Raw genomic sequence first — 25,555 nt, forward strand, 5'->3', positions numbered from 1 at the left:
CATGCGCTCCTCCTCGCGTGTCGCCGCCGGATCAGGTCCCGGCTTCGTCGTCCCGGGGGGATGGCCCCGGCTCGGGGTCGATCTCGATCACGGCGTCGAGGGCGTAGGCGCCCTCCGGCAGGGCCAGGACCGGGTTGAGGTCGACGGCGCGCAGGCGCGGGCCGGCGGCGGCCGCAAACAGCGAGAGCCGCGAAAGAATCCGCGCCAGCGCGTCGAGATCCGCCGGCGGACGCCCCCGCGCGCCGGTCAGGACCGGAGCGGCCCGGATCGACAGGATCATCGCGCGGGCCGTCGCCTCGTCGAACGGGCAGGCGCGGATCGCGACGTCGGACAGGATCTCGACGAAGATCCCGCCGAGACCGAAGACCGCGACGGCGCCGAAGGCCGGGTCGCGGCTGATCCCCATCAGGCACTCCACCCCGCCGGAGAGCTGGCGGGCGACGAGCAGGCCGGTGATCCGCGCCGCCGGGGCGGCCTCGCGGACGGCCGCCAGGATCCCGTCGCAAGCCTCCCGCACCGCGGCGGCCCCGGCGAGGTTCAGCCGCACGCCGCCGATGTCGGATTTGTGGACGATGTCCGGCGAGACGACCTTGAGGACGACCGGAAACCCCAGCGCCTCGGCCGCCGCCACCGCCGCCTCGGCGTCGTGCACGACCCGCTCCGGCGCCGCCGCGATGCCGGCCTCCGCCAGCAGGCGCTTGGCCGTCGGCTCGTCGGGCGTGGCGGGCGGGAGCATCACCGGGGGCGGGGAGGGCGGGCGGGCCGGGGCGGCGGCGAGCTGCTCGCCCACCCGCCCCATCGCGGCGAGCGCGCGCACCGCCCGGCTCGGATCGGCGAAGGTGAGAAGGCCCGCCTCCTCGGCCGCCGCGACGATGTCCGGCGAGGCGAGGAGGCACAGGGCGAGGAGCCGGTCGGGGAACTCGGCGCGCAGCCGCCTCAGGGAATCGCGCAACCGCGGCGCGAGCGCGGGACTTCCCGCCACGTAGGTGAGGAACAGGAGGACCGAGCGGTAGCCGCCCTCCGCCAGGGCCGCCCGGGCGTAGGATTCGAACAGCGAGAGGTCGTTGAGCGCCTGGGCGGTGCAGTCGAGGGGGTTGACCGGCGAGGCATAGGGCAGGAGCGCCTTGAGGCGGGCCTGGGCGTCCGCCGGCATCGGCGGCATCGGCAGGCCGACCGCCTCGGCCTCGTCGGTGGCGACGATGCCGGCCCCGCCGCTGATCGTGATGACCCCGAGCGTGTTGCCCACCGGGTAGATGCGCAGCCGCGCCGCGGAGGCGAAGTCGAGCATCTGCTCGGTATCGCGCACCCGGATCGCCCCGTGCTCGGCCAGCACCGCCTCCGCGACGGCGTCGTCCCCCGTGAGCGAGGCGGTGTGCGAGGCCGCCGCCGCCGCGCCGAGGCGGCTGCGCCCGGCCTTCAGCAGGAAGACCGGCTTGCCGGCCGCCCGCGCGGCCTCGAGCGCCGCGACCATGCGGGGGCCGTCGCGAAAGCCCTCCTGGTAGGCGCAGACGACTTCCACGGTCTCGCTCCGCGCCATCCAGCCGATCGCGTCGGCGACGGTGACGTCGGCCTCGTTGCCGGTGGTGACGAGGACGGAGGCGCCGAGCCCGCGGTCGCGCGCCGCGGCGGCGAGGTGGGCGCCGTAGGCCCCGGACTGGCTGGCGATGCCGATCGGCCCCGGCCGCGGGAAACCGGAATCGAGCGAGGACGAGAAGGTGCCGTAATAGCCGATCCCGGCATTGTAGACGCCCAGCGTGTTGGGACCGAGCACCCGCATGCCGTGGCGCCGGGCGATGCCCAGGATCTCGGCCTGCGCCCGCCCGCCCTCGTCCCCGGTCTCGGCAAAGCCCGCCGAGAACAGCGTGACGGCCCGGCACCCCTTCGCGCCCAGAGCCGCCACCGCCTCGACGGCGTGGCGCGCCGCGACCGCCACGATGCCGACCTCCGGCGCCTCGGGCAGGTCGGCGACGGTGGCAAAGCACGGCAGGCCCTGCACCGCGCTCCGACCCGGATTGACGGGAAAGATCCGGCCCCGGAACCCGGCCGCCTGCATCGCGGCGATCGGCCGGCCGCCGATCCGCGTCGGGTCGTCGGAGGCGCCGACGATCGCGACGGAGCGCGGCGCCATCAGGGCGTCGAGGGCGGAGAAGTCCTCCGCGGCGAGCGCCGTCACAGCGTCGCCTCGGAGCCCAGGAAGGCCGTGACCTGGCTCGACAGCGTGCCGCCGTTGCCGTGCAGGAGCGCGACGTCGGCGCGGGCGAGCTGCCGCGCGCCGGCCTCCCGGCGGATCTGGGTGACGGCCTCCGCGATCAGGAACATCCCGTACATGCCCGGATGCACGCAGGACAGGCCGCCGCCATTGGTGTTGACGGCCAGCCCCCCGCCCGGCGCGATGCGCCCGTCCTGCACGAAGCGACCGCCCTCGCCCTTCGGGCAGAAGCCGAGATCCTCGAGGAACAGGATCGTGTTGATGGTGAAGGCGTCGTAGAGCATCAGGAGGTCGACGTCCTCCCGCGCGACACCCGCCATCGCGAAGGCGCGGGGGCCGCTCTCGCTGGCGGCGGTCACCGTCAGGTCGGGCATCGCCTGGATCGAGCGGTGCCAGTTCGCCCCGGCGGCACCGAGGAAGTAGGCGGGCGGTTTGGCGAAGTCCTTCGCCCGCTCGGCCCGCACCAGGATGCAGGCCGCCGCGCCGTCGGTGACGAGGCAGCAATCGGCGGTGGTGAGGGGATCGCTGACCATCCTGGCCGCCAGGACGTCCTCGCGGGTCAGGGGGCCACGGGCGAAGGCATCCGGATTGAGGTTGGCCCATTGTCGCGCCGCGACCGCGACGTCGGCGAGCATCTCCCGGCTGGTCCCGTACTGGTGGATGTGCCGGGCGGCGGCGAGGGCGTAGGCGGTGATCGGGTGGCGGGGCCCGTAGGGCACCTCGTGCCATTGCGGCTCCGACATCGAGACGAGGCGTCCGCCCGCCGTGCGCTGGTTCGAGCCGTAGCAGATCAGCGCCGCGTCGCAGAGCCCGGCCTCGAGGGCGAGCGTGGCCTGGAGCAGATGCATCTCGAAGCTCGAGCCGCCGACATTGGTGCTGTCGAAATATCGGGGCCGCAAGCCGAGATACTCGACGACGCTCATCGACGCGAAGGCGTGGCTGCTGGTCGCCGCGAACACCGCGTCGATGTCGGCGAGCCGCATCCCGGCATCGTCGAGGGCCGCGCGCACGGACAGGCCGAGCAGCTCCATCGCCGAGAAGCCCGGCGCCGCGCCGAGCCCGGCGAGCCCGAGGCCGACGATGGCGGTGCGGCCGCGCAACGGGTGTCTCATCGCGGCTCCTCCACCGGATCGAACACGACGCGGGGCGTCTCCCCGGCCTCGACGCGGGCCTTCACCCGCGTGCCGATCGGCACGGTCTCGACGCCGGCGATCGTCGTCATCATCCGCGGTCCCTCGTCGAGGTCGACGAGGGCGACGTTCACCGCGCCGTCCCGGCGACGGTTGACCGTGATGGCGTAGACGGTGCCGAGACCCGAGGCCTCGACCCAGTCGAGGTCGACCTCGCCGGAGGGGGACAGGGTCCTGGGGTAGAAGACGTATTCGCCGGTCCGCCGCGCGCGCTGGATCATGAAGCGGCCGGCGCGGAGAAACTCCTCGTAGGCCCGCTGCGGGCCCGCTGCCTCGTCCATGGCGTTCCCCCGGTGACGCGTCGTCCTGCGGTCGCATCCGGCTCCCGACCGGCCGCTCGGCCGTCGTCGGAAGCCGGTACGCGAGCGCGGCGGGCCTTGCCGATAATTTTCGATGGCGAAAGGCTTTTGTCAACGAGAAAGACCGGGCGCCGGCCCGTTGAGTTTCCGGGCCCGCCGGGCGACACACCCGTTCGGAGGCGATCGGGATGACGGAAGCCGGGACGACAGGGGTCATGACGGAGCCATCGGATCGCCCGGAGGCCGAGGCGGGCCCGCGCAAGTATGTCGGCGCGGTCGAGAACGCCGTGGCGATCCTGCGCTTCCTCGCCCATGCCCCGGGGGCCGCCGGGGTCGCCCACATCGCGCGGGAGACCGGGATCAACCTCTCGACGACGTTCAACATCCTGCGGACCCTGACCAAGGAGGGCCTGGCGAGCTTCGACACCCGGTCGAAGGAGTACCGGCTCGCCATGGGGATCCTCGAGATCTCGATGCCGCTGGTCGGGCTCGACCAGGTCGACATCATCCGGCCCGCCCTGGAGGCGCTGTCGCGGCACCACCGGGCGCTGATCGGGCTGTGGAAGATCACGCCGCAGGACCGCATCGTCCTCGTCGACCGGCTGGTCGCCGGCAACGTCGTCCATGTCGACATGGCGCTGGGCGCCCGGCTCCCGGCGCTGGTCGGCGCGGTCGGCCGGTGCATCGCCGCGCGCCGCGACCTGCCGGAGGCCGAGCTGCGGCGGACGTTCGCGACGTTGCGCTGGGAGAACGCCCCGACCTTCGAGACCTACGCGGCCGAGGTCGCGGCGGCACGCGGCGCGGGCTTCGCCTTCGACCGGGGCCACCTGTTTCGCGGCGTCGACATCGCGGCGAGCCTGATCCTGGACCATGCCGGGCAGCCCCGCTTCGGGGTGAGCGGCATCGCGGTCGCCGGGCAGGTGTCGGACGGCGAGCTTGACGCGCTCGCCCGGGAGCTGCGCGAGACGGCGGCGACGATCTCGCGCGCGCTCTACGGGCGCGGAGGGGCATCGCACCGCTGAGCCGACTCCCATCGGCAAGCCAGCGCTTCGTCCCCTCACGCCCTGTTTCTTCGCCGATCTTGGTCGCAAAGCCGGATGCCGCTTTCGCGCAATCCGTTCAGGCCGATCCGCTGCAGCGCCGGGCTCCCGCGAGGCGCGACCACGGGCCCATCCACGACGGTTCGGGACGACCGGCCGCTTGTGCCGTTGCCGCACCGATCGGGCCGGGCGGGGGCGGCGCCATCATGCTATGCGGGGCTCCGACGGCGGCCGCGGTGAGGCCGCCCGGGAGGACAGGAGCGCCATGAGCGTCGTCATCGGTCTCGACGGGGGCACGGAGGGTATCCGGGCCGGGGTGTTCGACCTCGCCGGCCGGCCGCTCGCCTTCGCGGCGCAATCCTACCCCACCACCTTCCCGCGCCCGTCCTGGGCCGAGCAGAACCCGCAGGATTGGTGGGAGGCGGCCGGGCGGGCGGTGCGCGAGGCGGTGCACAGGGCCGGCATCGATCCCCGGGACGTCTCGGCCCTCTGTGCCGACACCACCAACTGCTCCGTCGTCGCCCTCGACCGCGACGGCATCCCGGTGCGGCCGGCGCTGATCTGGATGGACGTGCGCGCGACCGACGAGGCCGCCCTGGTGCTCGCTACCGGCGATCCGGCGCTGATCGTCAATTCCGGCGGCGCCGGGCCGGTCTCGGCCGAGTGGATGATCCCGAAGGCGCTCTGGCTCGCCCGGCACGAGCCCGCGCTCTTCGCGCGCGCGGCGACGATCTGCGAGTACCAGGACTACATGAACCTGCGCATGACGGGGCGGCGCGCCGCCTCGATCACCAACGCGGCGATCCGCTGGCACTACCGGGCGCGCGAGGGCGGCTACGCCCGCAGCCTGGTCGAGCGCCTCGGCATCCCGGAACTCGCCGACAAGTGGCCCGCGGAGGTGCTGCCCCTCGGGGAGATCGTGGGCGGACTGACCCCGGAGGCCGCCGAGCATTTCGGATTGCCGGTCGGGCTCACCGTGGCGCAGGGCGGCTCGGATGCCGAGATCGCGATGATCGGGCTCGGCGTCACGACCCCCGGCAAGCTCGCCTTCATCACCGGCTCATCGCACCTGCATCTCGGGCTCTCGGCCGCGCCGTTCCACGGCCGCGGCATCTGGGGCACCTACGCCGACGCGGTGATCCCCGGCCTGCATCTGGTCGAGGGCGGCCAGACCTCGACGGGTTCGGTCGTCAACTGGCTGCGGGGGATCGTCGGCAGCGACTGGTCCTACGACGCGCTCAACGCGGAGGCCGCGGCGCTGCCGCCGGGTTCGGACGGCGTGCTGGTGCAGGACCATTTCCAGGGCAACCGCACGCCGCACACCGATGCGGCCTCGCGCGGCGCGATCACCGGGCTCACCCTCGCGCATGGCCGCGCCCACCTGTTCCGCGCCGCGATGGAGGGGGTCGCGTGCGGGACCGAGCTCATCTTCGAGACGATGCGGGCCGGCGGCTACCGGCCGGACGAGATCGTGATCTGCGGGGGCGCGACGCGCTCGGACCTGTGGATGCAGATCCATGCCGACGTCTGCGGCCAGCCCCTGACCGTGACCGAGGTGGCGGAGGCGCCGGCGCTGGGCAGCGCCGTCCTGGCGGCAAAGGCCGCCGGGCATTACGGCTCGATCGAGGAGGCGGCCTCCGCGATGGTCAAGGTCGCCCGCCGCATCGAGCCGAGCAGGGAGGCCCACGCCCGGTACCGTCCGGTCTACGAGCGCTACAAGCAGGCCTACCACGCCCTCGCGACCCTGCGCGCCTGACACGCTCGAGCACTTCACGATCGCGCTGCAATCGTGAAGTGCTCCAAGTCTTTGTTTTGCCACGTTTTCTTCGACGAACCGGCATCCACTTCGTCGGACAATGCTCCAGGGAAGCCCCCCTCGCTCCCCTCAATCCAGCGTCGTCCCCGATTGCTTCACCACGGCGCCCCACTTGGCGATCTCGGCCGCCATGAAGGCCCCGAAGGCCTCGGGCGAGAGCGGGCGGGAGGTGGCGCCGAGGCCGGCGAACTTCGCCGCCACCGCCGGCTCCTGCATCGCCCGCACCGTCTCGGCGTTGAGGCGCGCGACGATCTCGGGCGGTGTGCCCTTCGGCGCGACGAGGCCGTTCCACGCGATGGCGACGTAGCCGGGCAGGGCGGCCTCGGCGATGGTCGGGATGTCGCGCGCCAGCGGCAGCCGCTCGGCCGCGGTGATGCCGAGCGCCCGCACCCGGCCGCCCTCGACATGGGCGAGCACCGACTGGGTGGTGTCGAACATCAGGTCGCAGCGTCCGGCGATGACGTCGGTGATCGCCGGGGCGCTGCCCCGATACGGGATGTGGGTGAGCTTGATGCCCGCCATGGACGCGAACAGCTCGGCGGCGAGGTGGGTCGATTGGCCGATGCCAGACGAGGCGTAGTTCAGGGCCCCGGGCTTGGCCTTGGCGGCGGCGATCAGGTCGGCGACCGAGCGGGGCGCGGATTGCGCCGGCACCACCAGCACCAGCGGGTTCTCGGTCAGGAGCGCCACCGGCGCGAAGCTCTTCAGCGTGTCGTAGTTGAGCTTTCGAAACAGCGTCATGTTGATGGCGTGCGCCGTGGTGGCGACGCCGAGCGTGTGGCCGTCGGCCGCCGCGCGGGCGACGATCTCGAGGCCGAGATTGCCGCCGGCCCCCGGCCTGTTGTCCATCACCAGGGGCTGGCCGAGGGCGATCGACAGCCGCTCGCCGACGATCCGCGCGGTGATGTCGGTCGAGCCGCCGGGCGGGTAGGGCACCACGACGGAGATCGGCCGGGCCGGCCAGGCGGCGGCGCGGGCCGGCCGGCTCCCGAGCGCGAGGGGGCCGGCGGCAAGGGTCCCGGCAAGGGTCCCGACAAGACCGGTGACGACGTCACGGCGGCGGATCATGGCGCGCTTCCTTCCTCGAACACGACGGCGTCGAGCGCCAGGCACTCGCCGGGCGCGGTGCCGATCATCATTGGGTTGACGTCGAGGCTGGCGATCGCCGGCCGCTCGACCATCAGCCGCCCGACCGCGACGGCGGCGGCCAGGTAGGGCTCGATCGCGAGCGGCGGCTCGCCGCGCACGCCCGCGATCAGCGGGGCGAGGCGCAGGCCGTCGAGGGCGCGCCGGACCTGCGCCTCCGAGAAGGGCGGCAGCAGCACGGCGACGTCCGGCATCGCCTCGACGTACTTGCCGCCGTCGCCCACCACCACGACCGGGCCGAAGAACGGGTCGCGATGGGCGCCGAGCACCAGTTCGCGCCGTCCCCGCGCCATCGCGGCGACGATCGCGCCGGCGAACGGGTGGCCGGCCCCGGCGAGTCCCGCCCGGCAGGCCTCGAAGGCGGCCCGCACCGCCGCCTCCCCAGCGACCCCGAGATGGACGAGGCCGAGTTCGCTCTTGTGCGCCACGCCCGCCGAGCAGCCCTTGACGGCGACCGGCCCGCCGATCCCGGCGGCCGCTGCCACCGCCTCGTCGGCGGTGCGGCAGAGGCGGTGGCGCACGACCGGGATACCGGCCCGCGACAGGAGCGCCAGGCTCTCGGCCTCGTCGAGGAGGCGCGGCACCGGAGAGGCGGAGGACGACGACGGCGCCGGATGCGGCGTCCGTTCCCCGGCCGCCGCCATGCGCTCGTGATGCGCGATGAACTGCGCCAGCGCCCGCACCGCCTCGCCCTCGCCGGAGAAGACCGGCAGGCCGCGCGAGCGGAACGGCGCCGCCACCAGCTCCTGGGGGGCGACGATCACCACCGGCTTGCCGGTCGCCTGCGCGAAGGCGGCGGTGTCGCGGCCGAAATCGTCGACCGCGTAGGCCCGGCCCGCCACCGGCACCCCGACCAGGAAGGCGTCGGCGCTCGGATCCTCGGCGATCACCGGCAGGATCTGGCTGAACAGGGCGGAGTTCGTCATCAGCGCCGCCGTGATGTCGACCGGATTGCGGGTCGCGGCGAAGCTCGGCAGGATCGCCCGCAGGCGTGCCTGCGTGCCCTCTTCCAGGGGCGCCAGCTCGAGCCCCGCCTGCGAGGCCGCGTCCGCCGCCATCACGCAGGTCGCGCCCGAATTGCTGATCGCCACCATGCGGCGGCCCGCCGGGCGCCAGCCCTTCAGGTAGAGTTCGGCCGCCGCGACGAGGTCGGTGGTGTCGCGCGCCCGCCAGATCCCGTGCTGCTCCAGGAAGGCGTCGACCAGCCGGTCCTCGTTGGCGAGCGCCCCGGTATGCGACTGGGCCGCCGCCTGGCCGGCGGCGGTGCGACCGGACTTGAGCGCCACGATCGGCAGGCCGCGCGCGCGGGCGATCGCCGCGGCCTCGGCCAGGTGGTGGGGGTCGGGGATGCTCTCGAGGTAGAGGAGCAGGAGCTTCAACCCCGGATCGGCCGCCACCGCGGCGGCGAGTTCGCACACCGTCACGTCGGCGTCGTTGCCGGTGGCGTGGGTGTGGCGCACGCCGATGCCGCGGCCGCGCAGCAGCCCGTAGGGCACGACGCTCATCGCCCCGCTCTGGCTGACGATGCCGACCGGCCCGTCCCGGGGCTCGACCTCCAGGAACATGCTGGAGAAGCTCGCCACCGCGCCGGTGCCGAAATTGGCGAGCCCCTGCGAGTTCGGGCCGATCATCCGCAGGCCCCGGGCCCGGGCGCGGGCCACCATCGCCCGCTCGGCGGCCCGCGCGGCGGGGTCCGCGGTCTCGCCGAAGCCCGAGGCCATCATGATGGCGACCTTGACGCCGATCTCGGCGCATTCGTCGAGGGCCGCCACCGCCGCCTCGCCCGGGACCGCGATGATCGCGAGGTCGGGCGCCCGCGACAGGGCCGAGAGGCGCGGCACGGTGCGCCGGCCCTGGACCTCGTCGCGCCGCGGGTTGACCGGCCAGACCTCGCCGCGAAACCCGAACTGCGACAGGTAGAGGAGCGGCCGGCCGCCGATCTTGTCGGGATTCTCGGACGCGCCGATCACCGCGATCGAGCGCGGATCGAGGGCCGCCTGCAGGCTCGACGTCATGGCTGATCCTCCGGGGTGACGAACGGGACGAGGCCGGCCCCGAAGGCGCGGAACGTCGTGCGGACGGGAGCCCCGATGGCGACGCCCTCGGCCGGGCAATGCGCCATGAAGCGGAAGCCCTCCGGGGCATCGACCAGCGCGAGGCCGTAGGGCGCGAAGGCCTGGAGGTCCGGCGAGGGCGCACGGGCCACCGCCGTGACGGCGTAGACCGTGCCGCGGCCCGACGCCCGCTCGACGCCCAGATCCTCGCTCCCGCATTCCGGGCAGAACGGGCGCCGGACATACTGGACGTGGCCGCAGGCCCGGCAGCGGGCGAGCGCCAGGCCCTCCGCACCCCTGGTCCAGTCGGGAATCTCCGCGCTCATCGGCTGGTCTCCAGGACGAGGCTGACATGGGAGGAGAGCACGCCGCCATCGCCGTGGAGCAGCGCCAGCGCCGGGGGAGGAACCTGGCGCGGACCGGCCTGCCCGCGCATCTGCCGCACGGTCTCGGCGAGATGGGCCATGGCGCCGCCGACGCCGCAATGGCCGTAGCTGAGGAGGCCGCCATGGGTGTTGAGCGGCATCGCGCCGCCGGCCGAGAAGTGCCCCTCGCGGGCGAGCCGCCCGGCGGCGCCCCGCGGCGCCAGGCCGATCTCCTCCAGCAGGATGGCGAGCGTGATGGTGAAGCTGTCGTAGATCGCGGCAAAGCGGATGTCGGCGAGCCCGACGCGGGCCTGCCTCAGCGCGCGGGCCGCGCTGTCGCCCGCCCCGAAGGCGGTCAGCGAGGGCGCGGCGGTGACGTGCTGGTGGGTATGGGCCTGCGCGGCGCCCCGGATCGCCGGCCCGGGCCGCGCGGAATCGGCCCGCTCGATCACGAAGGCCGCGCCGCCATCCGAGACCGGGCAGCAATCGAGGAGTCGCAAGGGGGCGGCGATCGGCTTCGATTCGCCCACCATCGCGGCGGTGATGGGGTCCGTCAGGTGCGCGCCGGGAGTCCGGGCCGCGTTCGCCCGCATCAGCACCGCCAGTTCGGCGATGTCGGCGATGCCGTGCTCGTGGGCGTAGCGGGACGCGACGAGGCCGTAATAGGCGGGGATCGTCGGCCCGAGCGGCACCTCGTAGGTCGGGTGTCCGACCTGCGCGAGGGTCTGGATCGCCGCGTCGCGGGACTGGCCCGAGAGCCGGTTCTCGCCCGCCACCACCAGGATGCGCCGCGCCGCCCCCGCCTCGATGAGCAGGTGCGCCAGCATCACCAGGGCGAAGCCCGTGGCGCCGCCGAGCTGCACCGCGTGGGCGTAGGCCGGCCGCAACCCGAAATGCTCGGCGAACACCGTCGAGAGCATCAGGTGCGGGTGGGTGGTCGAGTAGCCGGTGATCAGCCCGTCGACCTCGCGCCGCTCCAGCCCGGCATCGGCCAGGGCCTCGGCGGCGGCGCGGCTCATCAGGTCGAGGGTGGAGGCGCCGGACAGGCGCCCGAACGGGGTGAGGCCGATGCCGGTGACGACGCTCATCGGGCGGGCGCCGCGCGGCAACCGGCGCAAGCATTATTCCGCCACGCGGAACATGACATCGGGCATCCTCCAAGGTGGGCCGTGCGGACCACGCCGTCGGCTGTTGTCGGAAGATGGTTGCCTTTCGTCGAATAGCCTGTCAACACTGTTCCATGCCGGGTAACGATCGAGGTCGTCATCCGGCCGGGAGAGCCGAGATCGACCGAATTAGTTCCGCTATACGGAACTGACCCATCAAGGGCGGCGGTGTCGGGAACGCTTGTGAGAGGCGCCATGCACCGTCGGCTGTGCCTGGGTGTGCTCGCGTCGCTGGCCCTGCCGGGGCCGGCCCGCGCGGCCTATCCGGACCGGATCATCCGCATCGTCGTGCCGTTCCCGCCGGGCGGGACCACCGACATCCTCGCCCGCCTCGTCGCCGACCGGCTCGACAAGCGCTTCGGCCAGCACGCGATCATCGACAACCGGCCCGGCGCGTCGGGCAATATCGGCACCAAGGCGGTCGCCGGGGCGGCGCCCGACGGCTACACGCTGGTGATGGCGACCATCAACACCCACGGCATCAACGCCGCGGTGTTCAAGAGCCTGCCCTACGATCCGGTCCGCGACTTCGCGCCGGTCACGGTGGTCGCCTCGACCCCGAACGTGCTCCTGGTCAACCCCGCCGCCGGCATCGCCGATCTCGCCGGCCTGATCCGCCTCGCCAAGGAGAAGCCCGGCACGCTCGCCTTCGGCTCGACCTCGACCGGCGGCTCGCCGCACATGGCGGGCGAACTGCTGAAGGTCATGGCGGAGATCGACCTGACCCACGTCCCCTACCGGGGCGGCGGGCCGATGCTGAACGACCTCATCGCCGGTCACATCCGGATCGGCTTCGACAACCTGCCCTCGGCGATCGGCCATGTCCGCGCCGGCACCCTGCGGGCGCTGGCGGTCACCACCGCCGAGCGCTTCCCCGGGCTGCCCGACGTACCGACCCTGGCGGAGGCCGGGGTGCCGGGCTTCGACGTGCCGGCCTGGTTCGGCCTGCTGGCGCCCGCCGGCACGCCCCGGCCGGTCGTCGACCTGCTGCAATCGCGGATCGCCGCCGTGCTCGCCGAACCCGAGACCCGCACGCGGCTCCTCGACCTCGGGGCGACGCCGGGCGGCGCGAGCCCGGACGCCTTCGCGGAGATCGTGCGGCGCGAGGTGGCCCGCTGGCCGGCCGTCGTCGCCCGCACCGGCGTGACGATCGAGTAGGGGGAGGGGGCGATGGCGCTGCGGATCGGATCGGGCTCGGCCTGGTGGGGCGACCGGCTGGAGCCGGCGAGGACCAACGCGGAGGAGGGCGACCTCGACTACCTGTGCTTCGAGACCATGGCGGAGGCGACGATCTCGGCCGCGCAGGTGCGCAAGCGCCGCGACCCGTCCTTCCCGGGCTACGACACCTATCTCGACGACCGGATGCAGCGGGTGCTGCCCGGCTGCCTGCGGCGCGGCACCAAGATCATCAGCAACCAGGGCTGGATCAACCCGGAGGGCGCCGCCGAGCGCATCGTCCACTGGCTGCGCGAATGCGGCGCGCCCAAGGGCACCAAGGTCGCGGCGGTCTCCGGCAGCCTGATCACCGACCGCGTCCTCGAGCTCACCGGCACCCTGATGGAGGACGGGCGCCCGAGCGCCGCCCTCGACGGCTCGATCGTCTCGGCCGAGGCCTATATGGGCGCCGAACCGATCGTCCAGGCGCTGCGCGAGGGCGCCCGGATCGTCGTCACCAGCCGCGTCGCCGATCCGTCGATCTTCATGGCGCCGATGATGCACGAATTCGGCTGGGACGCCCTCGACCACGCCCGCCTCGGGCCCGGCAGCGGCATCGGCCACGTGCTCGAATGCGGCGCACAGGTCACCGGCGGCTATTTCTGCGATCCCGGCTTCAAGGACGTGCCCGACCCCTGGGACCTCGCCTTCCCGATCGCCGAGGTCGAGAGCGACGGCTCGGCCGTCATCACCAAGGTGCGCAACTCCGGCGGCGCCGTGACGCTCCGCACCCTCAAGGAGCAGCTGTTCTACGAGGTGCACGACCCGGGACACTACATCACGCCCGACGTGGTGGTGGACTTCACCACGACGGAACTGGAGGAGGTCGGCCCCGACCGGGTGCGGGTGTCGCGCATCGCCGGCAAGCCGCGCACGCCGACGCTCAAGGTCTCGATCGCCTGCCAGGAAGGCTTCATCGGCGAGGACATGTTCTTCTATGCCGGGCCGGGCGCCCTGCGGCGGGCGGAACTCGCCAAGCGCATCCTCGAGGAGCGCTTCCGGATCGTGGGCCTGCGGGCCGAGGAGATCCGGATCGACTTCGTCGGCCTCAACGCCATCCACGGCGGGGCGATCGCCGCACGGGCGGCCCCGGCGGAGCCCTACGAGATCGCCGTGCGGGTCGCGGCGCGCACGGCGACCCGCGAGGAGGCCCTGAAGGTCGGGCGCGAGGTCGACGGCATGGCGGTGTCCGGCGTCGGCATGACCGGCAAGCGCGTGCCGCACCAGGACCGCACCCGCGAGGTGATCGGCGTCTGGTCGTCGCTGGTGCCGCGCGAGGCCCTGCGCCCCGTCGTCACGATGTACGAGAGCTGATCGCCATGCGCCTGATGCTGCAGCACGTCGCCCATGTCCGCTCCGGCGACAAGGGCAACACCTCGAACGTCACGGTGATCGCCTACGAGCCGGACCTCTACCCCTACCTCAAGGACCAGCTGACCGCCGAGCGCTTCAAGGCGTTCTATGCCGGCCTCGTGACCGGCCCGGTCACCCGCTACGCGGTGGACCCGCTCGGCGTCCTGAACTTCGTGGCCGAAGGCGCCCTCGGCGGGGGCGTGTCGCGTTCGCTCTGCCTCGACAATTACGGCAAGGCGCTCTCGGCGGCCGTGCTGGGCTTCGAGATCGAGGTGCCCGACAGCCTCGCCAACCTCCTGCGCAACCATTCCCCCGGTCCGACCCGCCTGGAGGCAGCGCCATGATTGCCAATCCCGCGACCCCGCCCCTCACCGAGCTGGCGACGGGCCTGCGCTTTCCCGAAGGCCCGATCGCGATGCCGGACGGCTCGGTCCTGCTCGTCGAGATCGCCCGGGGCACCCTGACCCGCGTGGCGCCGGACGGCACTGTCAGCTATCCGGCCCGGCCCGGCGGCGGGCCGAACGGAGCGGCGATCGGTCCCGACGGGCGCTGCTACCTGTGCAACAACGGCGGCTTCCGCTGGACGCCGGACGACGACCCGAGTGGCTTGCGGCCTGTCGGCCAGGCCGAGGACTATTCCGGCGGCCGGATCGAGGCCGTCGACCTCGCGACCGGGCAGGTCGAGGTGCTCTACCGGGATTGCGGCGGGCGGCCGCTCAAGGGCCCCAACGACCTCGTCTTCGACGGGCTCGGCGGCTTCTACTTCACCGACCTCGGCAAGGTGCGCGAGCGCGAGCAGGATCGCGGCGCGGTGTACTATGCGCGGGCCGACGGCAGCGCGATCCGCGAGGTCGTCTTCCCGATCTTCACCCCCAACGGCGTCGGCCTGTCGCCCGACGGCGGCACCCTCTACGTCGCCGAGACCGAGACCGCGCGGCTGTGGGCCTTCACCCTGACGGGACCGGGGGAGATCGCCCGCGAGGCCTTCCCCTCGCCGCATGGCGGCCGGCTCGTCGTCGGCCTGCCGGGCTACCGCCGGTTCGATTCGCTTGCCGTGGACGCAGCCGGCAACATCTGCGTCGCGACGCTCGTCGAGGGCGGCATCACCGTGGTGTCGCCGGACGGGGCCTCGGTCCGCCACGTCCCGATGCCGGAGCGCTGGGCCACCAACATCTGCTTCGGCGGGCCGGACCTGCGCACCGCCTACGTCACCCTGTCCTCGACCGGGCGCCTCGTCTCCCTGCCCTGGGACGGGCCAGGGCTGCCCCTCCACCACCTGAACCCGCGGGGATGAGCACCATGTTCCGTCCCGCGAGCAAGTCCGCCGGAGGACCCGTGTCCGTCCCGGGCCCGCACGCCCGGCGCTACGCCGCCGGCGGCCTGATGGCGCTGTTCGGCCTCGCCGTCGTGCTCGAGGCCCGCACCTTCGGCCTCGGCAGCCTCGCCCGCGTCGGGCCCGGGCTGTTTCCGATGATCGTCGGCGGCGCCCTCGTCCTCGTCGGGGCGCTGATCGCCCTGACGCCGGAGGCGGGGTCCGAGCACGAGGAGGCCGGACGGCCGGACTGGCGCGGCTGGGCCTGCATCGTGCTCGGCATCCTGGCCTTCGTGGTGCTCGGCGAGCATCTCGGCCTCGGGCCCGCGACCTTCGCCTGCGTGTTCGTGTCGGCGCTCGGCGACCGGCAGGGCAATCCCCGCGCAGCCCTCCTGCTGGCGCTCGCCATGACGGCGGTGGCGGGCATCGTCTTCACGCTGGCGCTCAAGTTCCAGATGCCGTTCTGGCGGGGGTGGTGATGGACAACACGTTCGCCAACCTCGTCCACGGCTTCGGCATCGCGCTGCAGCCGCACAACTTCCTGTTCAGCCTCGTCGGCGTGCTGATCGGCAACCTCATCGGCGTGCTGCCCGGCATGGGCATCATGGCGACGATCTCGATCCTCCTGCCGCTCACCTTCGGCATGCCGCCGGTCGCCGCGATCCTGATGCTGGCCGGCATCTATTACGGGGCGCAGTACGGCGGCGCGATCTGCTCGATCCTGCTCAACCTGCCCTGCCACCCCTCCCACGCCGTCACCTGCCTCGACGGCTACCCGATGACCCGCCAGGGGCGGGGCGGCGTCGCGCTCGGCATCACCATGCTGGCGGCGTTCTTCGGCGCGGCCTTCGGCATCGTGCAGATGATCCTGTTCGCGCCGTTCCTGGTGCAGATCGCCTTCAAGTTCGGCCCGGCCGAGATCTGCACCCTGATGCTGCTCGGGCTGCTGGCCGGCGCCACCCTCGCCCGCGGCTCGGCGCTCAAGGGCGTGGCGATGACGCTCGTCGGGATCGTGCTCGGCAGCGTCGGCAGCGACCTCGACACGGGGACCAGCCGGTTCACCTTCGGGTCGATGTCGCTCTACAACGGCATCGACCTCGTGGCGGTGGCGCTCGGCTTCTTCGGCATCGCCGAGTTCCTGAAGAGCATCAACACCATCTCGGTCGGTGATTTGTCGGGCGTGAAGGTGCGGATGCGCGACATGCGGCCGAGCCGGGCCGACCTGCGCGAGGCCGCGATGCCGATCCTGCGCGGCACCCTCGTCGGCAGCCTGTGCTCGCTCATCCCCGGCACCGGGCCGACCATCGCCTCCTTCATCGCCTACGCGGCCGAGAAGCGGGTGAGCCGCAACCCGGACAAGTTCGGGCGCGGCGCGATCGGCGGCGTCGCGAGCCCCGAGGCCTCGACCCATTCCTCGGTCCAGGGCGATTTCGTGCCGACGATGAGCCTCGGCATCCCGGGCGACGCCGTGATGGCGCTGATCCTCGGGGCCCTCATCATCCAGGGCATCACCCCGGGCCCGCAGCTGATGACCGAGCACCCGGACATGTTCTGGGGCCTGATCGCGAGCTTCTGGATCGGCAACATCCTGCTCGTCCTCCTCAACGTGCCCCTCATCGGGGTGTGGGTGAAGCTATTGCGGATCCCGTTCCGCTTCCTCTATCCCTGCGCGCTGTTCTTCATCTGCGTCGGCGTCTACTCGACCAACAACGAGATGGCGGGGGTGATCCAGACCCTGGTGATCGGCGTCGTCGGCTACGGGCTGATGCGGCTCGGCTTCCATCCGGCGCCGGTGCTGCTGGGCTTCGTGCTCGGACCGCGGCTCGAGGAGAATTTCCGGCGCGCCCTGATGCTCTCGCGCGGCGACCTCGCGACCTTCGTCGACAGCCCGATCAGCGCGACCTTCGTCGGGCTCGCCGTGGTGCTGGTGGGCGCGCAGATCTATCTCGCCCGCAAGGCGCGGGTGCCGCAGGATCCGGCCCGCGCGGTCGCCGCCCGGCCGGCGGTGGTGCTGGAGGAGCCGTGAGGGCCATGCTGCGCGACAGGCTTCGTCTTTCCCACCCACGACCTCGTTCCGAGGTGTCGGTCGATCGGCGATCGACCGATCTCGCAGGAGCGCTCCGGATCTCTCCACGATCCCTGGAGCCCTCCGTCGCGGCTCGGCGATCGAAGATCGCCTCGCACCTCGGGACGAGGTCGCGGCTCGGATCGATGGAGCCGCGTCTCCCGGTCGGGCGACCCGTGCGTCTCCAATCCCGCGAGGCTGCATGACCCCCGACCCGGCCGAGGAGACCCCGGCTCCGGCCCCCGCCGCGCCCGAGCCCAACGCCGCCCAGAAGGTCTGCGCCGTGCTGCGGGCCCTCGCCGCGCCGACCCCGCGCCGCCTGACCGAGCTCTCGGCCGAGACCGGGCTCAACAAGGTGACGGCCCTGCGCATCCTCGACACCCTGGCGCAGGAGGGCTTCGCCGCCCGTGCGGCCGACGGCCGGCGCTGGCGTCCGGGGCCGGAGCTGATGGCGCTGGCCGCCAGCGCCGGGCGGCCCGACGACCTGCGGGCGCTCGCCCGGCCGAGCCTGGTGCGGCTCGCCGAGCTCTCCGGCGACACGGTGCTGCTCTCCGTCAGGAGCGGCGTCGAGGCGGTCTGCGTCGAGCGCGAGATCGGCTCCTACCCGATCCGGGCGAACTACCTCGACATCGGCAGCCGGCGCCCGCTCGGGGTCGGGGCCGGCGCCATGGCGCTGCTGGCCTGGCTGCCCGACCGGGAGGTCGACGCGATCCTCGGCATCGTGGTCCAGCGCCTCGGGCCCTATCCGCGCCTGAGCCAGGCCGAGATCCGCAGCCGCGTGTCGGAATCGCGGGCGCGGGGCTACGTGGTGCTTCTCGATCAGGTCGTCGACACGATGGGGGCGATCGGCGTGCCGGTGCGCGACGAGGCCGGCCGCACCGTCGCGGCCCTCAGCATCGCGGCGCTGACCACCCGCATCCGGGCGCGCGAGGCGGAGCTGGCGGAAGCGTTGGGCCGCGAGGCCGACCTGATGGAGCGGGAGCGGATCCCGGCGGGGCAGGGAGGACCGGGGTGAGAAAAATCCCTGGCGATCGTCCCCGGGGACACCTTGGAATCCGCCGGTGAGGCCGAACGGTCGACCCATCCGTTTCCATCTCCGCCCCTTTCCCGGACGACTGGAGCGACAGCGGAAGGAGATCCGGGATCCAGCACAGGATTTCGCGAAGCGTCCTCATCTCTGCAACGGCACACCAGGCAGAGCCGCTCCGCGGCACGTCCTCCGCTGGATCCCGGATCTCGTTCCACTTCGCTTCAATCGTCCGGGAAAGGGGCGGAGCGAGACTGGAATAGCGCCACGGACTCGACGCCAGTCGCGCCGATCGACCACTCCAGACCCACGGAGACACGATTGACCATCGTCGACATCCAGTCCCAGATCGTCTCGCTGCCCTTCGACATGGGCGGCCCGCCGGCCCGCTTCGCCGGCAAGGCCTGGACCCATCTCGACATCCTGCTGGTGCGGGTCGAGACCGACGAGGGCCTGGTCGGCTGGGGCGAGGCCTTCGGCCATGCCGGCATCGCGGCGACGCGGGCCGCCCTCGACAGCATCGTGGCGCCCCTGGTGCTGGGACGCCCGTCGGACGATATCGCGGGGCTGACGCGCGCCGTGCTCCACGCCACGCATCTCCTCGGCCGCAACGGCGCGTTCGTCTTCGCCTACTCAGGCGTCGAGACGGCCCTGTGGGACCTCGCCGGCAAGCGCGCCGGGCAGCCCCTGGCCCGCCTCCTCGGAGGCGCCGTCCGCGAGCGGCTGCCGGCCTACGCCTCGCTGCTCGCCTACCACGATCCGGCGCTGGTGCGCCGCAACGTCGAGGCGGCGTGCGAGGCCGGCTATCGCCACATCAAGCTGCACGAGGTGACGGAGGATGCGGTCGCGGCCGCCGCGGAGGTGACCCGCGCGCACGGCGCCGCCCTGATGGTCGACGTCAACTGCGCCTGGAGCGTGCCGGCGGCCCTCCGGATGGCGGATGCCTTCGCGCCCCACGACCTCCTCTGGTTCGAGGAGCCGGTCTGGCCGCCGGAGGACGTGCAGGGGCTCGCCCAGGTGCGGGCCCGCGGCATCCCGATCGCCGCCGGCGAGAACACCGCCGGGCTGTTCGGCTTCAAGGCCCTGATCGAGGCGGGCGCGATCGACGTCGCCCAGCCGAGCGTGACCAAGATCGGCGGCATCGGCGAGATGCTGCGGGTGATCACCCTGTGCGAGGCGCACGGGGTCAGGCCCGCGCCCCACAGCCCGTATTTCGGCTCCGGCCTCATCGCCACGATGCACGTCATCGCGGCGCGCGTCGAGGACCCGCTGGTCGAGGTTCTGTGGCTCGACATGGAAGCGAACCCGTTCGATCCTTGGGTCCGGGCCGAGAACGGCCACGTGCGGCTGCCGGCCGGCCCCGGCCTCGGCTGCGACCCGGACCCGGGCGTCCTCGACCGCTACCGGGTCGGCGACATCGTCCGCACGGCATAACAATGGGAGGAGACGCCATGAAGGTCGACCGCGTCACGACGCGCGCCATCACCCTGCGGCCGGAGCGGCCGATCGGCTCGGCGCTGGGCCAGCTGCACAGCTTCGGCTGCATCCTGGTCACGGTCCACGCCGACGGGCTCGCCGGCGAGAACATCCTGTTCACGCTCAACGACCGCCGCACCAAGGTGCTGCGCGCGCTGATCGACGAGATGGCCGACCTGGTGGTCGGCCAGGATGCCGGCCACATCGCCGGCTTCTGGTCGCGGGCTTGGCGCGACGTGAACTTCATGGGCCACAAGGGCATGCCGGTGATGGGCATCTCGGCCCTCGACGGGGCCCTGTGGGACCTCGCGGGCAAGCGCGCCGGGCTGCCGCTCTACCGCATGCTCGGCGGCGCCAGCGCCCGCGTCCCGGCCTACCATTCCGGCGGGTTGTGGCTCGACCGCTCGACCGACGAGCTCGTCGCGGAAGCCGCGCGCTTCAAGGCGGCGGGCTTCACGGCGATGAAGATGCGGCTCTCGGCCGGCGATCCGGACTGGAACATCGCCCGGGTGCGGGCCGTGCGCGAGGCGATCGGCCCCGGCATCCGCCTGATGGCCGATGCCAACCAGGGACTGACGGAGAACGACGCCATCCGGCTCGGGCGGCGGCTGGAGGAGTTCGGTCTCACCTGGTTCGAGGAGCCGCTGCCGGCCTGGGACGTCGAGGGGCTCGCCCGCGTCGCCGCCGCCCTCGACACGCCGATCGCCAGCGGCGAGACCGACTATACCCGCTACGGCTTTCGCCGGATGATCGAGCTGCGCTCCGCCGACATCCTGATGCCCGACCTGCAGCGGGTCGGCGGCGTCACCGAGTTCATGCGGGTCGGCCACCTCGCCGCGGCGCACGACCTGCCGGTCTCGAGCCACCTCTTCCCGGAGCAGAGCCTGAGCGTGCTCGGGGCGCTCGCGAACGCGCATTCGCTCGAAGTCATGCCGTGGTTCTCCGATCTCTACTGCGAGAGACTGGACTTCGCCGACGGATACGCCATCGTACCGGAGCGGCCGGGATTCGGGTTCACCTTCGACGAGGATCGAATCCGGCACCTGGAACGACAAGGCGCCTAGAGCATTTTCCGGCGAAGTGGATGCCGGTTCGTCGCAGAAAATGCGACCAGATCAAAGACCTAGAGAACCTCGCGATCGCAGTGCGACCGTGAAGCCCTCTGGAACAACCGCGCCGGCCGAAACACCAACTAAAAGTATAAAACGACAATTAGACAACGGGAGGACGCCATGGTGACGACGAACCGTCGTGCGCTCGTGATGAATGCTGCCGGCCTCGCGGGGGCGGCGGCCCTCGGCTTTCCCCGGCCGGCTCTGGCGCAGGGCGAGCCCCTGCGCATCGGCTGGCTCGCCGCCATGACCGGGCCGAGTTCGGCCCCGACGGTCGGGTTCAACCGCGGCGTGGTCTTCGCCACCGAGGCGATCAACGGCGCCGGCGGGGTCAAGGGCCGCAGGATCGAGATCGTCACCCGCGACTCGCAAGGCGACCCCACCAAGGCGGTCAACGCCGTCCAGGAGATGATCAGCCAGGCCAAGGTCCACGCGATCTGGGGCCCGACCAATTCCGGCGAGGCCCTGGCGACGACCCCGATCATGGCGCGGGCCAAGATGCCGAACATCCACCCCTGCGTGATCGATACCCTGATCGACCCGGCGAAGTACCCCAACGCCTTCCGCATCGCCCCGTCGAACACCCAGTGGGACGACGCGGTGCGCAGCTACTGCCTCAAGGTCCTGAAGGTGAAGCGGGTCGCGGTGATCGGCGACACCACCGGCTACGGCGTCACCGCCGCCAAGGCGTCCGCCGCCGCGTTCAAGCAGGACGGGGCCGAGGTGGTCTATCTCGGCAACATCGATTCGACCCAGCCCGACATGACCCCCGACCTGCTGCGCGCCCGCAACGCCGGTGCCGAAGCCCTGGTGGTCTGGAGCGTCTCGACCGGCATGGATGCCCGGCTGTTCAACACCCGCGCCCAGATGGGCTGGGACGTCGCTATCGTCGGCCACCCCTCGATGGCCTCGGGCGAGATCGGCGGCCTCCTGGAGAAGCCGGCGAACTGGGAGAAGGTCTACGCGGTCGGCTACCGCAGCTGCTCCTACGACGAATCCGGCAAGCTCAACGCCCGCAGCGAGGAGTTCGTCGCGCGGCTCAAGGGCAAGGTCCCGCTCTCCGACACCCTGCTGTGGTGGGTGGCGGCCGGCTACGACGCGGTGAGCCTGATCGCCAAGGCGGTGGAGGAGACCGGATCGAGCGCGCCCGACGCGATCGTCAAGCACTGGAACGGACTGACGAACTATCCGGGCATCTTCGGCGACTACACCTATACGCCCAAGGACCACAACGGCTACCCGACCGACGAGGTGGTGATGTCGGCGGCCAATTCCGGCCGCGACGGCAGCTTCCGCCTCGCCCCGGGCTATTCCTGAGCATCGGGGAGGGGAGCGCCGCCATGCTCGTCTCGATCCTGGCCTCGGGCCTCGCCGTCGGCGCGATCTACGCGCTGATCGGCATCACCTACAACACGATGTTCTCGACCTCCCGGGTGATGAGCTTCACCGCCGGGCAGCTCGGGATGCTGGGCGGCGTGCTCGGCTCGCTTTTCTCGCTGCGCCTTGGGTTGCCCTGGCCGCTCGGGCTCCTCGCGACGCTCGCCTGCGGGGCGCTCGTCGGCATCGTCACCGAGTTCGTGGCGGTGCGTCCGGTCCTCAAGAGCCTCGAGCAGCACCTCTACGTGCTCTCGACGCTGGCGCTCGCCCTGATGATCCAGCAGGTCACGGCGATCACCTGGAGCACCGAGCCGCAACCCTTCCCGCGGCTGCTCGGCGGCTTCGGGGAAACCGTCCTCGACGAGAAGTTCTGGCTGCCGGTGGCGGCCTGCCTGATCGTCGTGGTGGGGCTCGAACTCCTCTACCGGCGCACCCTCCTCGGCCACGCCTTCCTGGCGGTGGCGGAGGACAACTTCGCCGCCCGGGCGCTCGGCCTCCCCGAGCGGCGCCTCAGGGTGATGAGCTACGCGCTGGCCGGGGCGATCGGGGCGCTCGCGGGCTATGCCGGCGGCGAGTTGCTGCTCGCCTTCTTCGCCAACGGGCCGCACCTCAACTTCTACGGCTTCATCCCGGTGGCGCTCGGGGGGCTGGGCAACAACCGCGGCGCGCTGGTCGGCGGGCTCGTCCTCGGGCTCTTCCAGCAGACCGCGAACTTCGTCGTCGGCGGCATCTTCGCCTCCGTGGCGGTGTTCACCCTGTTCATCGTCGTGCTGCTCGCGGCCCCGCAGGGGCTGCTCGGCGCGAGCCAGGCGAGGCGCGTATGAGTCACCCTTCCGCCCTCGCGGCCTCGGACGCCCCCGCCCGTCCGAGCGCCGGCGCCCGTCTCGCCGGGGCCGCCCCCTTCCTGCTGATCCTCGGCCTGGCGCTGGCGGTGCCGCTGTTCGGCAACGATTACTGGACGTTGATCGCCACCCGGGCGGCGATCTACTGGATCCTGGTCTCGGGCCTCAACCTCGTCGTCGGCTTCGCCGGGCAGCTCGCCATCGGGTACGTCGCCCTGCTGCTGGTGGGCGCCTACACCACCAGCGTGCTCGCCGCCGGCACCGTCCTGCCGGCCTTCCCGGTCGTCGCGGCGCTGGCCTGTGCGGGCGTCGTCGGCGCCGTGGTCGGGGTGATCGTCGGCCTGCCGGCCCTGCGCCTGCGCACCTTCTACTTCGCGATGACGACGTTGGGCTTCGCCACCATCGTCACGCAGATCGCGCTCGCCTGGCAGGACGTGACCGGCGGCGGGATCGGCATCACCGGACCGGAGATGCCCTCGCCCTTCGAGTCGCGCCTCGGCTTCTACGGGTTCTGCCTCGCCGGTGCCTGCTTGTGCACCTGGATGACCCTCAACGTCGCGGGCAGCCGCTACGGCCGGGCCCTCGTCGCGGTCCGCGACGCCGAGGTGGCGGCGGAGGCCGTCGGCATCTCGAAGCCGCGCCTGCTCGTCGCGGTGTTCCTGTTCGCCGGCTGCGTCGCGGCGATCGCCGGCGGGCTCTTCGCCTCGCTCCAGACCTACATCACGCCGGACGCCTTCACGTTCGATCTCTCGCTCCTGTTCTTCATCGCGGTGCTGATCGGCGGGCGCGGCTCGGTGCTGGGGCCGCTCATCGGTACGATCGTGCTCACCATCCTGCCGGAGGTGGCCGCTCCGCTCGCCGCCTGGTCGACCTTCCTGTACGCGTTCCTTCTCCTCGTCATCGTGGTGGTGCTGCCCGGCGGCATCGCCGACCTCCTCGATCGGGGCAAGAACCGGCCGCTGCCGGCCGAGCGCAGCATCGCGCCGCGGGCGGCCGCCCTGCAGGAGATCGCCGCCGGGGCGTCGACCCGCGAGGCGATCACCCTCTCGGGCGTGCGCCTGAGCTTCGGCGCCGTGAAGGCGATCGACGGGCTCGACCTCACCCTGCGCCCCGGGGGCGTCCACGGCCTGATCGGCCCGAACGGTTCGGGCAAGACCACGACGCTCAACGTCATCTCGGGGTATTACCGGCCGCAAGGGGGCCGGGTGATGCTGGGGAGCCGCTCGCTCCTCGCCGAGTCCCGGGAGGCGAGGGCGCTGCTGCGCATCGCCCGCACCTTCCAGACCCCGCGGATCGTCGGCGAGGCGAGCGTCATCGAGAACGTGATGCTCGGCGGCAGCGTCGAGGGCCGCGCCACCCTGGCCGAGGCGCTGCTCGCGCTCCCGCGCCACCGCGAGGACGAGCGGTCCCTGCGCGAGGCCGCCCGCCTCGCGCTGCGGGCGGTCGGGCTCGACGGCCTCGACGAGGTCCGGGCCGGACGGCTCCAGCACAGCGAGCTGCGCTTCCTCGAGATCGCCCGCGCGCTGATGCTGCGCCCGGCCTTCCTGCTCCTCGACGAGCCGGCGGCGGGCCTCTCGGCGCTGGAGATCCAGCGCCTCGGCGGCCTGATCCGGGCGGTGGCGGATGCCGGGATCGGCGTGCTCCTCGTCGAGCATCACGCCGACCTGATCTTCGCGATCTGCGACGAGATCACGGTGCTCAATCTCGGCCGGGTGCTCGCCGCCGGCTCGCCTTCGGACATCCGCAACCACAGGGAGGTTGTCAGTGCCTATCTCGGCGCCTGATTCGACGGTCCCGCCGCTCCTCGAGGTACAGAGCCTGGAGGCGGGCTACGGCAAGATCCGGGTGCTCCACGGCGTCGACCTCGTGGTGCGGGAGGGCGAGGTCGTGACGCTCCTCGGCCCCAACGGCGCCGGCAAGTCGACATTGCTGAGGGCGCTGTCCGGCCTGCTGCCGGTCCAGGCCGGCAGCGTCCGGCTCGGAGATACGCTGCTCTCCGGCGCCGGGCCCCGGGCCGCCGTCCGGGCCGGGCTGTCCCACGTCATCGAGGGCCACCGCGTCTTCACCGGACAGAGCGTCCGCGAGAACCTGCTGCTCGCCGCCTACGACCTGCCCCGGGCCGAGCGCGAGGCGCGGATCGACGAGGCCCTGGCCCACTTCCCCGAGATCGCCGCGAAGAGCCACGACAAGGGCGCCTCGCTCTCGGGGGGCCAGCAGCAGATGCTCGCGGTAGCGCAAGGCCTGGTGCAGCGTCCCCGCCTCCTGATGCTCGACGAGCCGTCCGCCGGCCTCTCGCCGGTGCTCGTCGACCGGGTGCTGGAGGTGGTCTCTCGCCTGCGCCGGCAGGGCACCGCGGTGCTGCTGGTCGAGCAGCTGGTCGAGAAGGCGCGGGCCGTCTCCGATCGGGTCTATGCGCTCGCGCAGGGGCGGATCGTGCTCGCCACCGAGGCGGGCGCACCCGATCTCCACGAGCGACTGGAGCGGGCGTATT

The 25,555-nt window shown here is 72.5% G+C and carries 21 protein-coding genes and 1 pseudogene (1 of these 22 only partly in view); 15 read left to right on the top strand and 7 right to left on the bottom strand.

Annotation, left to right across the window (positions count from 1 at the left end; translation table 11 throughout):
• Positions 1-31: 31 nt before the first annotated feature.
• Genes miv_RS12095 through miv_RS12105 form a run of 3 tightly spaced genes read right to left on the bottom strand, consistent with a single transcriptional unit; the run spans position 32 to position 3,680 of the window.
• Complete coding sequence (locus miv_RS12095; RefSeq protein WP_207182979.1) at positions 32-2,173, bottom strand: acetate--CoA ligase family protein; 2,142 nt, start codon at positions 2,171-2,173, stop codon at positions 32-34.
• Entirely contained in the window at positions 2,170-3,321 is a 1,152-nt protein-coding gene (locus miv_RS12100) for a thiolase (protein ID WP_207182980.1), read from the bottom strand. Before miv_RS12100 ends, miv_RS12095 begins: the two co-directional genes overlap by 4 nt.
• A complete protein-coding gene (locus miv_RS12105; protein WP_048426657.1) occupies positions 3,318-3,680 on the bottom strand; it encodes a Zn-ribbon domain-containing OB-fold protein in 363 nt (120 codons plus the stop codon). The genes miv_RS12100 and miv_RS12105 overlap by 4 nt, the downstream gene beginning before the upstream one ends.
• Positions 3,681-3,913: 233 nt before the next feature.
• On the opposite strand from miv_RS12105, the gene miv_RS12110 reads away from it, so the two are divergent.
• Together miv_RS12110 and miv_RS12115 are read left to right on the top strand one after the other, a co-directional pair.
• Positions 3,914-4,720: an IclR family transcriptional regulator gene (locus miv_RS12110; protein WP_207182981.1), complete on the top strand. Its 807-nt coding sequence runs from the start codon at positions 3,914-3,916 to the stop codon at positions 4,718-4,720.
• Positions 4,721-5,003: 283 nt separating this feature from the next.
• Entirely contained in the window at positions 5,004-6,494 is a 1,491-nt protein-coding gene (locus tag miv_RS12115) for an FGGY-family carbohydrate kinase (protein ID WP_207182982.1), read from the top strand.
• A gap of 129 nt (positions 6,495-6,623) precedes the next feature.
• Here the strand turns inward: miv_RS12115 and miv_RS12120 are convergent, their stop codons facing one another.
• The 4 genes from miv_RS12120 to miv_RS12135 are packed head-to-tail and all read right to left on the bottom strand — an operon-like array spanning position 6,624 to position 11,207.
• Positions 6,624-7,622 carry a tripartite tricarboxylate transporter substrate binding protein gene (locus tag miv_RS12120; protein WP_207182983.1) on the bottom strand — a complete coding sequence of 333 codons (999 nt, stop codon included), beginning with the start codon at positions 7,620-7,622 and terminating at the stop codon, positions 6,624-6,626.
• Positions 7,619-9,715, bottom strand: coding sequence for an acetate--CoA ligase family protein (locus miv_RS12125; RefSeq protein ID WP_207182984.1), 2,097 nt, complete (start codon positions 9,713-9,715; stop codon positions 7,619-7,621). Before miv_RS12125 ends, miv_RS12120 begins: the two co-directional genes overlap by 4 nt.
• On the bottom strand, positions 9,712-10,080 hold the full coding sequence (locus miv_RS12130) for a Zn-ribbon domain-containing OB-fold protein (RefSeq protein WP_048426661.1): 369 nt from the start codon (positions 10,078-10,080) through the stop codon (positions 9,712-9,714). The genes miv_RS12125 and miv_RS12130 overlap by 4 nt, the downstream gene beginning before the upstream one ends.
• Entirely contained in the window at positions 10,077-11,207 is a 1,131-nt protein-coding gene (locus tag miv_RS12135; RefSeq protein WP_207182985.1) for a thiolase family protein, read from the bottom strand. Before miv_RS12135 ends, miv_RS12130 begins: the two co-directional genes overlap by 4 nt.
• Before the next feature lie 273 nt (positions 11,208-11,480).
• Between miv_RS12135 and miv_RS12140 the strand changes: the two genes are divergently transcribed.
• The 13 genes and pseudogenes from miv_RS12140 to miv_RS12200 form a co-directional block, all read left to right on the top strand.
• Positions 11,481-12,443, top strand: a complete 963-nt coding sequence (locus tag miv_RS12140; RefSeq protein WP_058617223.1) for a Bug family tripartite tricarboxylate transporter substrate binding protein — start codon at positions 11,481-11,483, stop codon at positions 12,441-12,443.
• Between the two features lie 12 nt (positions 12,444-12,455).
• The gene (locus tag miv_RS12145) at positions 12,456-13,814 is read left to right on the top strand and encodes an acyclic terpene utilization AtuA family protein (RefSeq protein WP_207182986.1); all 1,359 of its coding nucleotides are present in this window, start codon (positions 12,456-12,458) and stop codon (positions 13,812-13,814) included.
• 5 nt (positions 13,815-13,819) lie between these two features.
• Positions 13,820-14,197, top strand: a complete 378-nt coding sequence (locus miv_RS12150; RefSeq protein ID WP_048426664.1) for an AtuA-related protein — start codon at positions 13,820-13,822, stop codon at positions 14,195-14,197.
• Positions 14,194-15,147 carry an SMP-30/gluconolactonase/LRE family protein gene (locus tag miv_RS12155; RefSeq protein WP_048426665.1) on the top strand — a complete coding sequence of 318 codons (954 nt, stop codon included), beginning with the start codon at positions 14,194-14,196 and terminating at the stop codon, positions 15,145-15,147. The genes miv_RS12150 and miv_RS12155 overlap by 4 nt, the downstream gene beginning before the upstream one ends.
• 41 nt (positions 15,148-15,188) lie before the next feature.
• A complete protein-coding gene (locus miv_RS12160; RefSeq protein WP_202972719.1) occupies positions 15,189-15,644 on the top strand; it encodes a tripartite tricarboxylate transporter TctB family protein in 456 nt (151 codons plus the stop codon).
• A complete protein-coding gene (locus tag miv_RS12165; RefSeq protein ID WP_089504258.1) occupies positions 15,644-17,191 on the top strand; it encodes a tripartite tricarboxylate transporter permease in 1,548 nt (515 codons plus the stop codon). Before miv_RS12160 ends, miv_RS12165 begins: the two co-directional genes overlap by 1 nt.
• A 241-nt stretch (positions 17,192-17,432) precedes the next feature.
• On the top strand, positions 17,433-18,245 hold the full coding sequence (locus miv_RS12170; RefSeq protein WP_058617225.1) for an IclR family transcriptional regulator: 813 nt from the start codon (positions 17,433-17,435) through the stop codon (positions 18,243-18,245).
• Between the two features lie 333 nt (positions 18,246-18,578).
• Positions 18,579-19,691: a mandelate racemase/muconate lactonizing enzyme family protein gene (locus miv_RS12175; RefSeq protein ID WP_207182987.1), complete on the top strand. Its 1,113-nt coding sequence runs from the start codon at positions 18,579-18,581 to the stop codon at positions 19,689-19,691.
• A 17-nt stretch (positions 19,692-19,708) separates the two neighbouring features.
• Entirely contained in the window at positions 19,709-20,797 is a 1,089-nt protein-coding gene (locus miv_RS12180) for a mandelate racemase/muconate lactonizing enzyme family protein (protein ID WP_048426668.1), read from the top strand.
• A 168-nt stretch (positions 20,798-20,965) separates the two neighbouring features.
• Positions 20,966-22,162, top strand: a complete 1,197-nt coding sequence (locus miv_RS12185; protein ID WP_244748968.1) for an ABC transporter substrate-binding protein — start codon at positions 20,966-20,968, stop codon at positions 22,160-22,162.
• Positions 22,163-22,185: 23 nt separating this feature from the next.
• Positions 22,186-23,046: a branched-chain amino acid ABC transporter permease gene (locus miv_RS12190; RefSeq protein ID WP_207182988.1), complete on the top strand. Its 861-nt coding sequence runs from the start codon at positions 22,186-22,188 to the stop codon at positions 23,044-23,046.
• The gene (locus miv_RS12195; protein WP_207182989.1) at positions 23,043-24,848 is read left to right on the top strand and encodes a branched-chain amino acid ABC transporter ATP-binding protein/permease; all 1,806 of its coding nucleotides are present in this window, start codon (positions 23,043-23,045) and stop codon (positions 24,846-24,848) included. The genes miv_RS12190 and miv_RS12195 overlap by 4 nt, the downstream gene beginning before the upstream one ends.
• Positions 24,849-24,927: 79 nt before the next feature.
• A pseudogene (locus tag miv_RS12200) lies at positions 24,928-25,555 on the top strand (ABC transporter ATP-binding protein); its annotated part runs 29 nt beyond the window's last position; the annotation flags it as partial.

This window comes from Methylobacterium indicum (assembly GCF_017347565.1).
In the GTDB taxonomy this organism is placed as follows: domain Bacteria; phylum Pseudomonadota; class Alphaproteobacteria; order Rhizobiales; family Beijerinckiaceae; genus Methylobacterium; species Methylobacterium indicum.

Coding starts and splice junctions, on each gene's coding strand:
- miv_RS12100 (WP_207182980.1), bottom strand. CDS start 3,321: ATGAGACACCCGTTGCGCGGCCGCACCGCCATCGTCGGCCTCGGGCTC.
- miv_RS12185 (WP_244748968.1), top strand. CDS start 20,966: ATGGTGACGACGAACCGTCGTGCGCTCGTGATGAATGCTGCCGGCCTC.
- miv_RS12125 (WP_207182984.1), bottom strand. CDS start 9,715: ATGACGTCGAGCCTGCAGGCGGCCCTCGATCCGCGCTCGATCGCGGTG.
- miv_RS12135 (WP_207182985.1), bottom strand. CDS start 11,207: ATGAGCGTCGTCACCGGCATCGGCCTCACCCCGTTCGGGCGCCTGTCC.
- miv_RS12165 (WP_089504258.1), top strand. CDS start 15,644: ATGGACAACACGTTCGCCAACCTCGTCCACGGCTTCGGCATCGCGCTG.
- miv_RS12105 (WP_048426657.1), bottom strand. CDS start 3,680: ATGGACGAGGCAGCGGGCCCGCAGCGGGCCTACGAGGAGTTTCTCCGC.
- miv_RS12110 (WP_207182981.1), top strand. CDS start 3,914: ATGACGGAGCCATCGGATCGCCCGGAGGCCGAGGCGGGCCCGCGCAAG.
- miv_RS12155 (WP_048426665.1), top strand. CDS start 14,194: ATGATTGCCAATCCCGCGACCCCGCCCCTCACCGAGCTGGCGACGGGC.
- miv_RS12190 (WP_207182988.1), top strand. CDS start 22,186: ATGCTCGTCTCGATCCTGGCCTCGGGCCTCGCCGTCGGCGCGATCTAC.
- miv_RS12170 (WP_058617225.1), top strand. CDS start 17,433: ATGACCCCCGACCCGGCCGAGGAGACCCCGGCTCCGGCCCCCGCCGCG.
- miv_RS12115 (WP_207182982.1), top strand. CDS start 5,004: ATGAGCGTCGTCATCGGTCTCGACGGGGGCACGGAGGGTATCCGGGCC.
- miv_RS12195 (WP_207182989.1), top strand. CDS start 23,043: ATGAGTCACCCTTCCGCCCTCGCGGCCTCGGACGCCCCCGCCCGTCCG.
- miv_RS12140 (WP_058617223.1), top strand. CDS start 11,481: ATGCACCGTCGGCTGTGCCTGGGTGTGCTCGCGTCGCTGGCCCTGCCG.
- miv_RS12150 (WP_048426664.1), top strand. CDS start 13,820: ATGCGCCTGATGCTGCAGCACGTCGCCCATGTCCGCTCCGGCGACAAG.
- miv_RS12120 (WP_207182983.1), bottom strand. CDS start 7,622: ATGATCCGCCGCCGTGACGTCGTCACCGGTCTTGTCGGGACCCTTGCC.
- miv_RS12130 (WP_048426661.1), bottom strand. CDS start 10,080: ATGAGCGCGGAGATTCCCGACTGGACCAGGGGTGCGGAGGGCCTGGCG.
- miv_RS12180 (WP_048426668.1), top strand. CDS start 19,709: ATGAAGGTCGACCGCGTCACGACGCGCGCCATCACCCTGCGGCCGGAG.
- miv_RS12145 (WP_207182986.1), top strand. CDS start 12,456: ATGGCGCTGCGGATCGGATCGGGCTCGGCCTGGTGGGGCGACCGGCTG.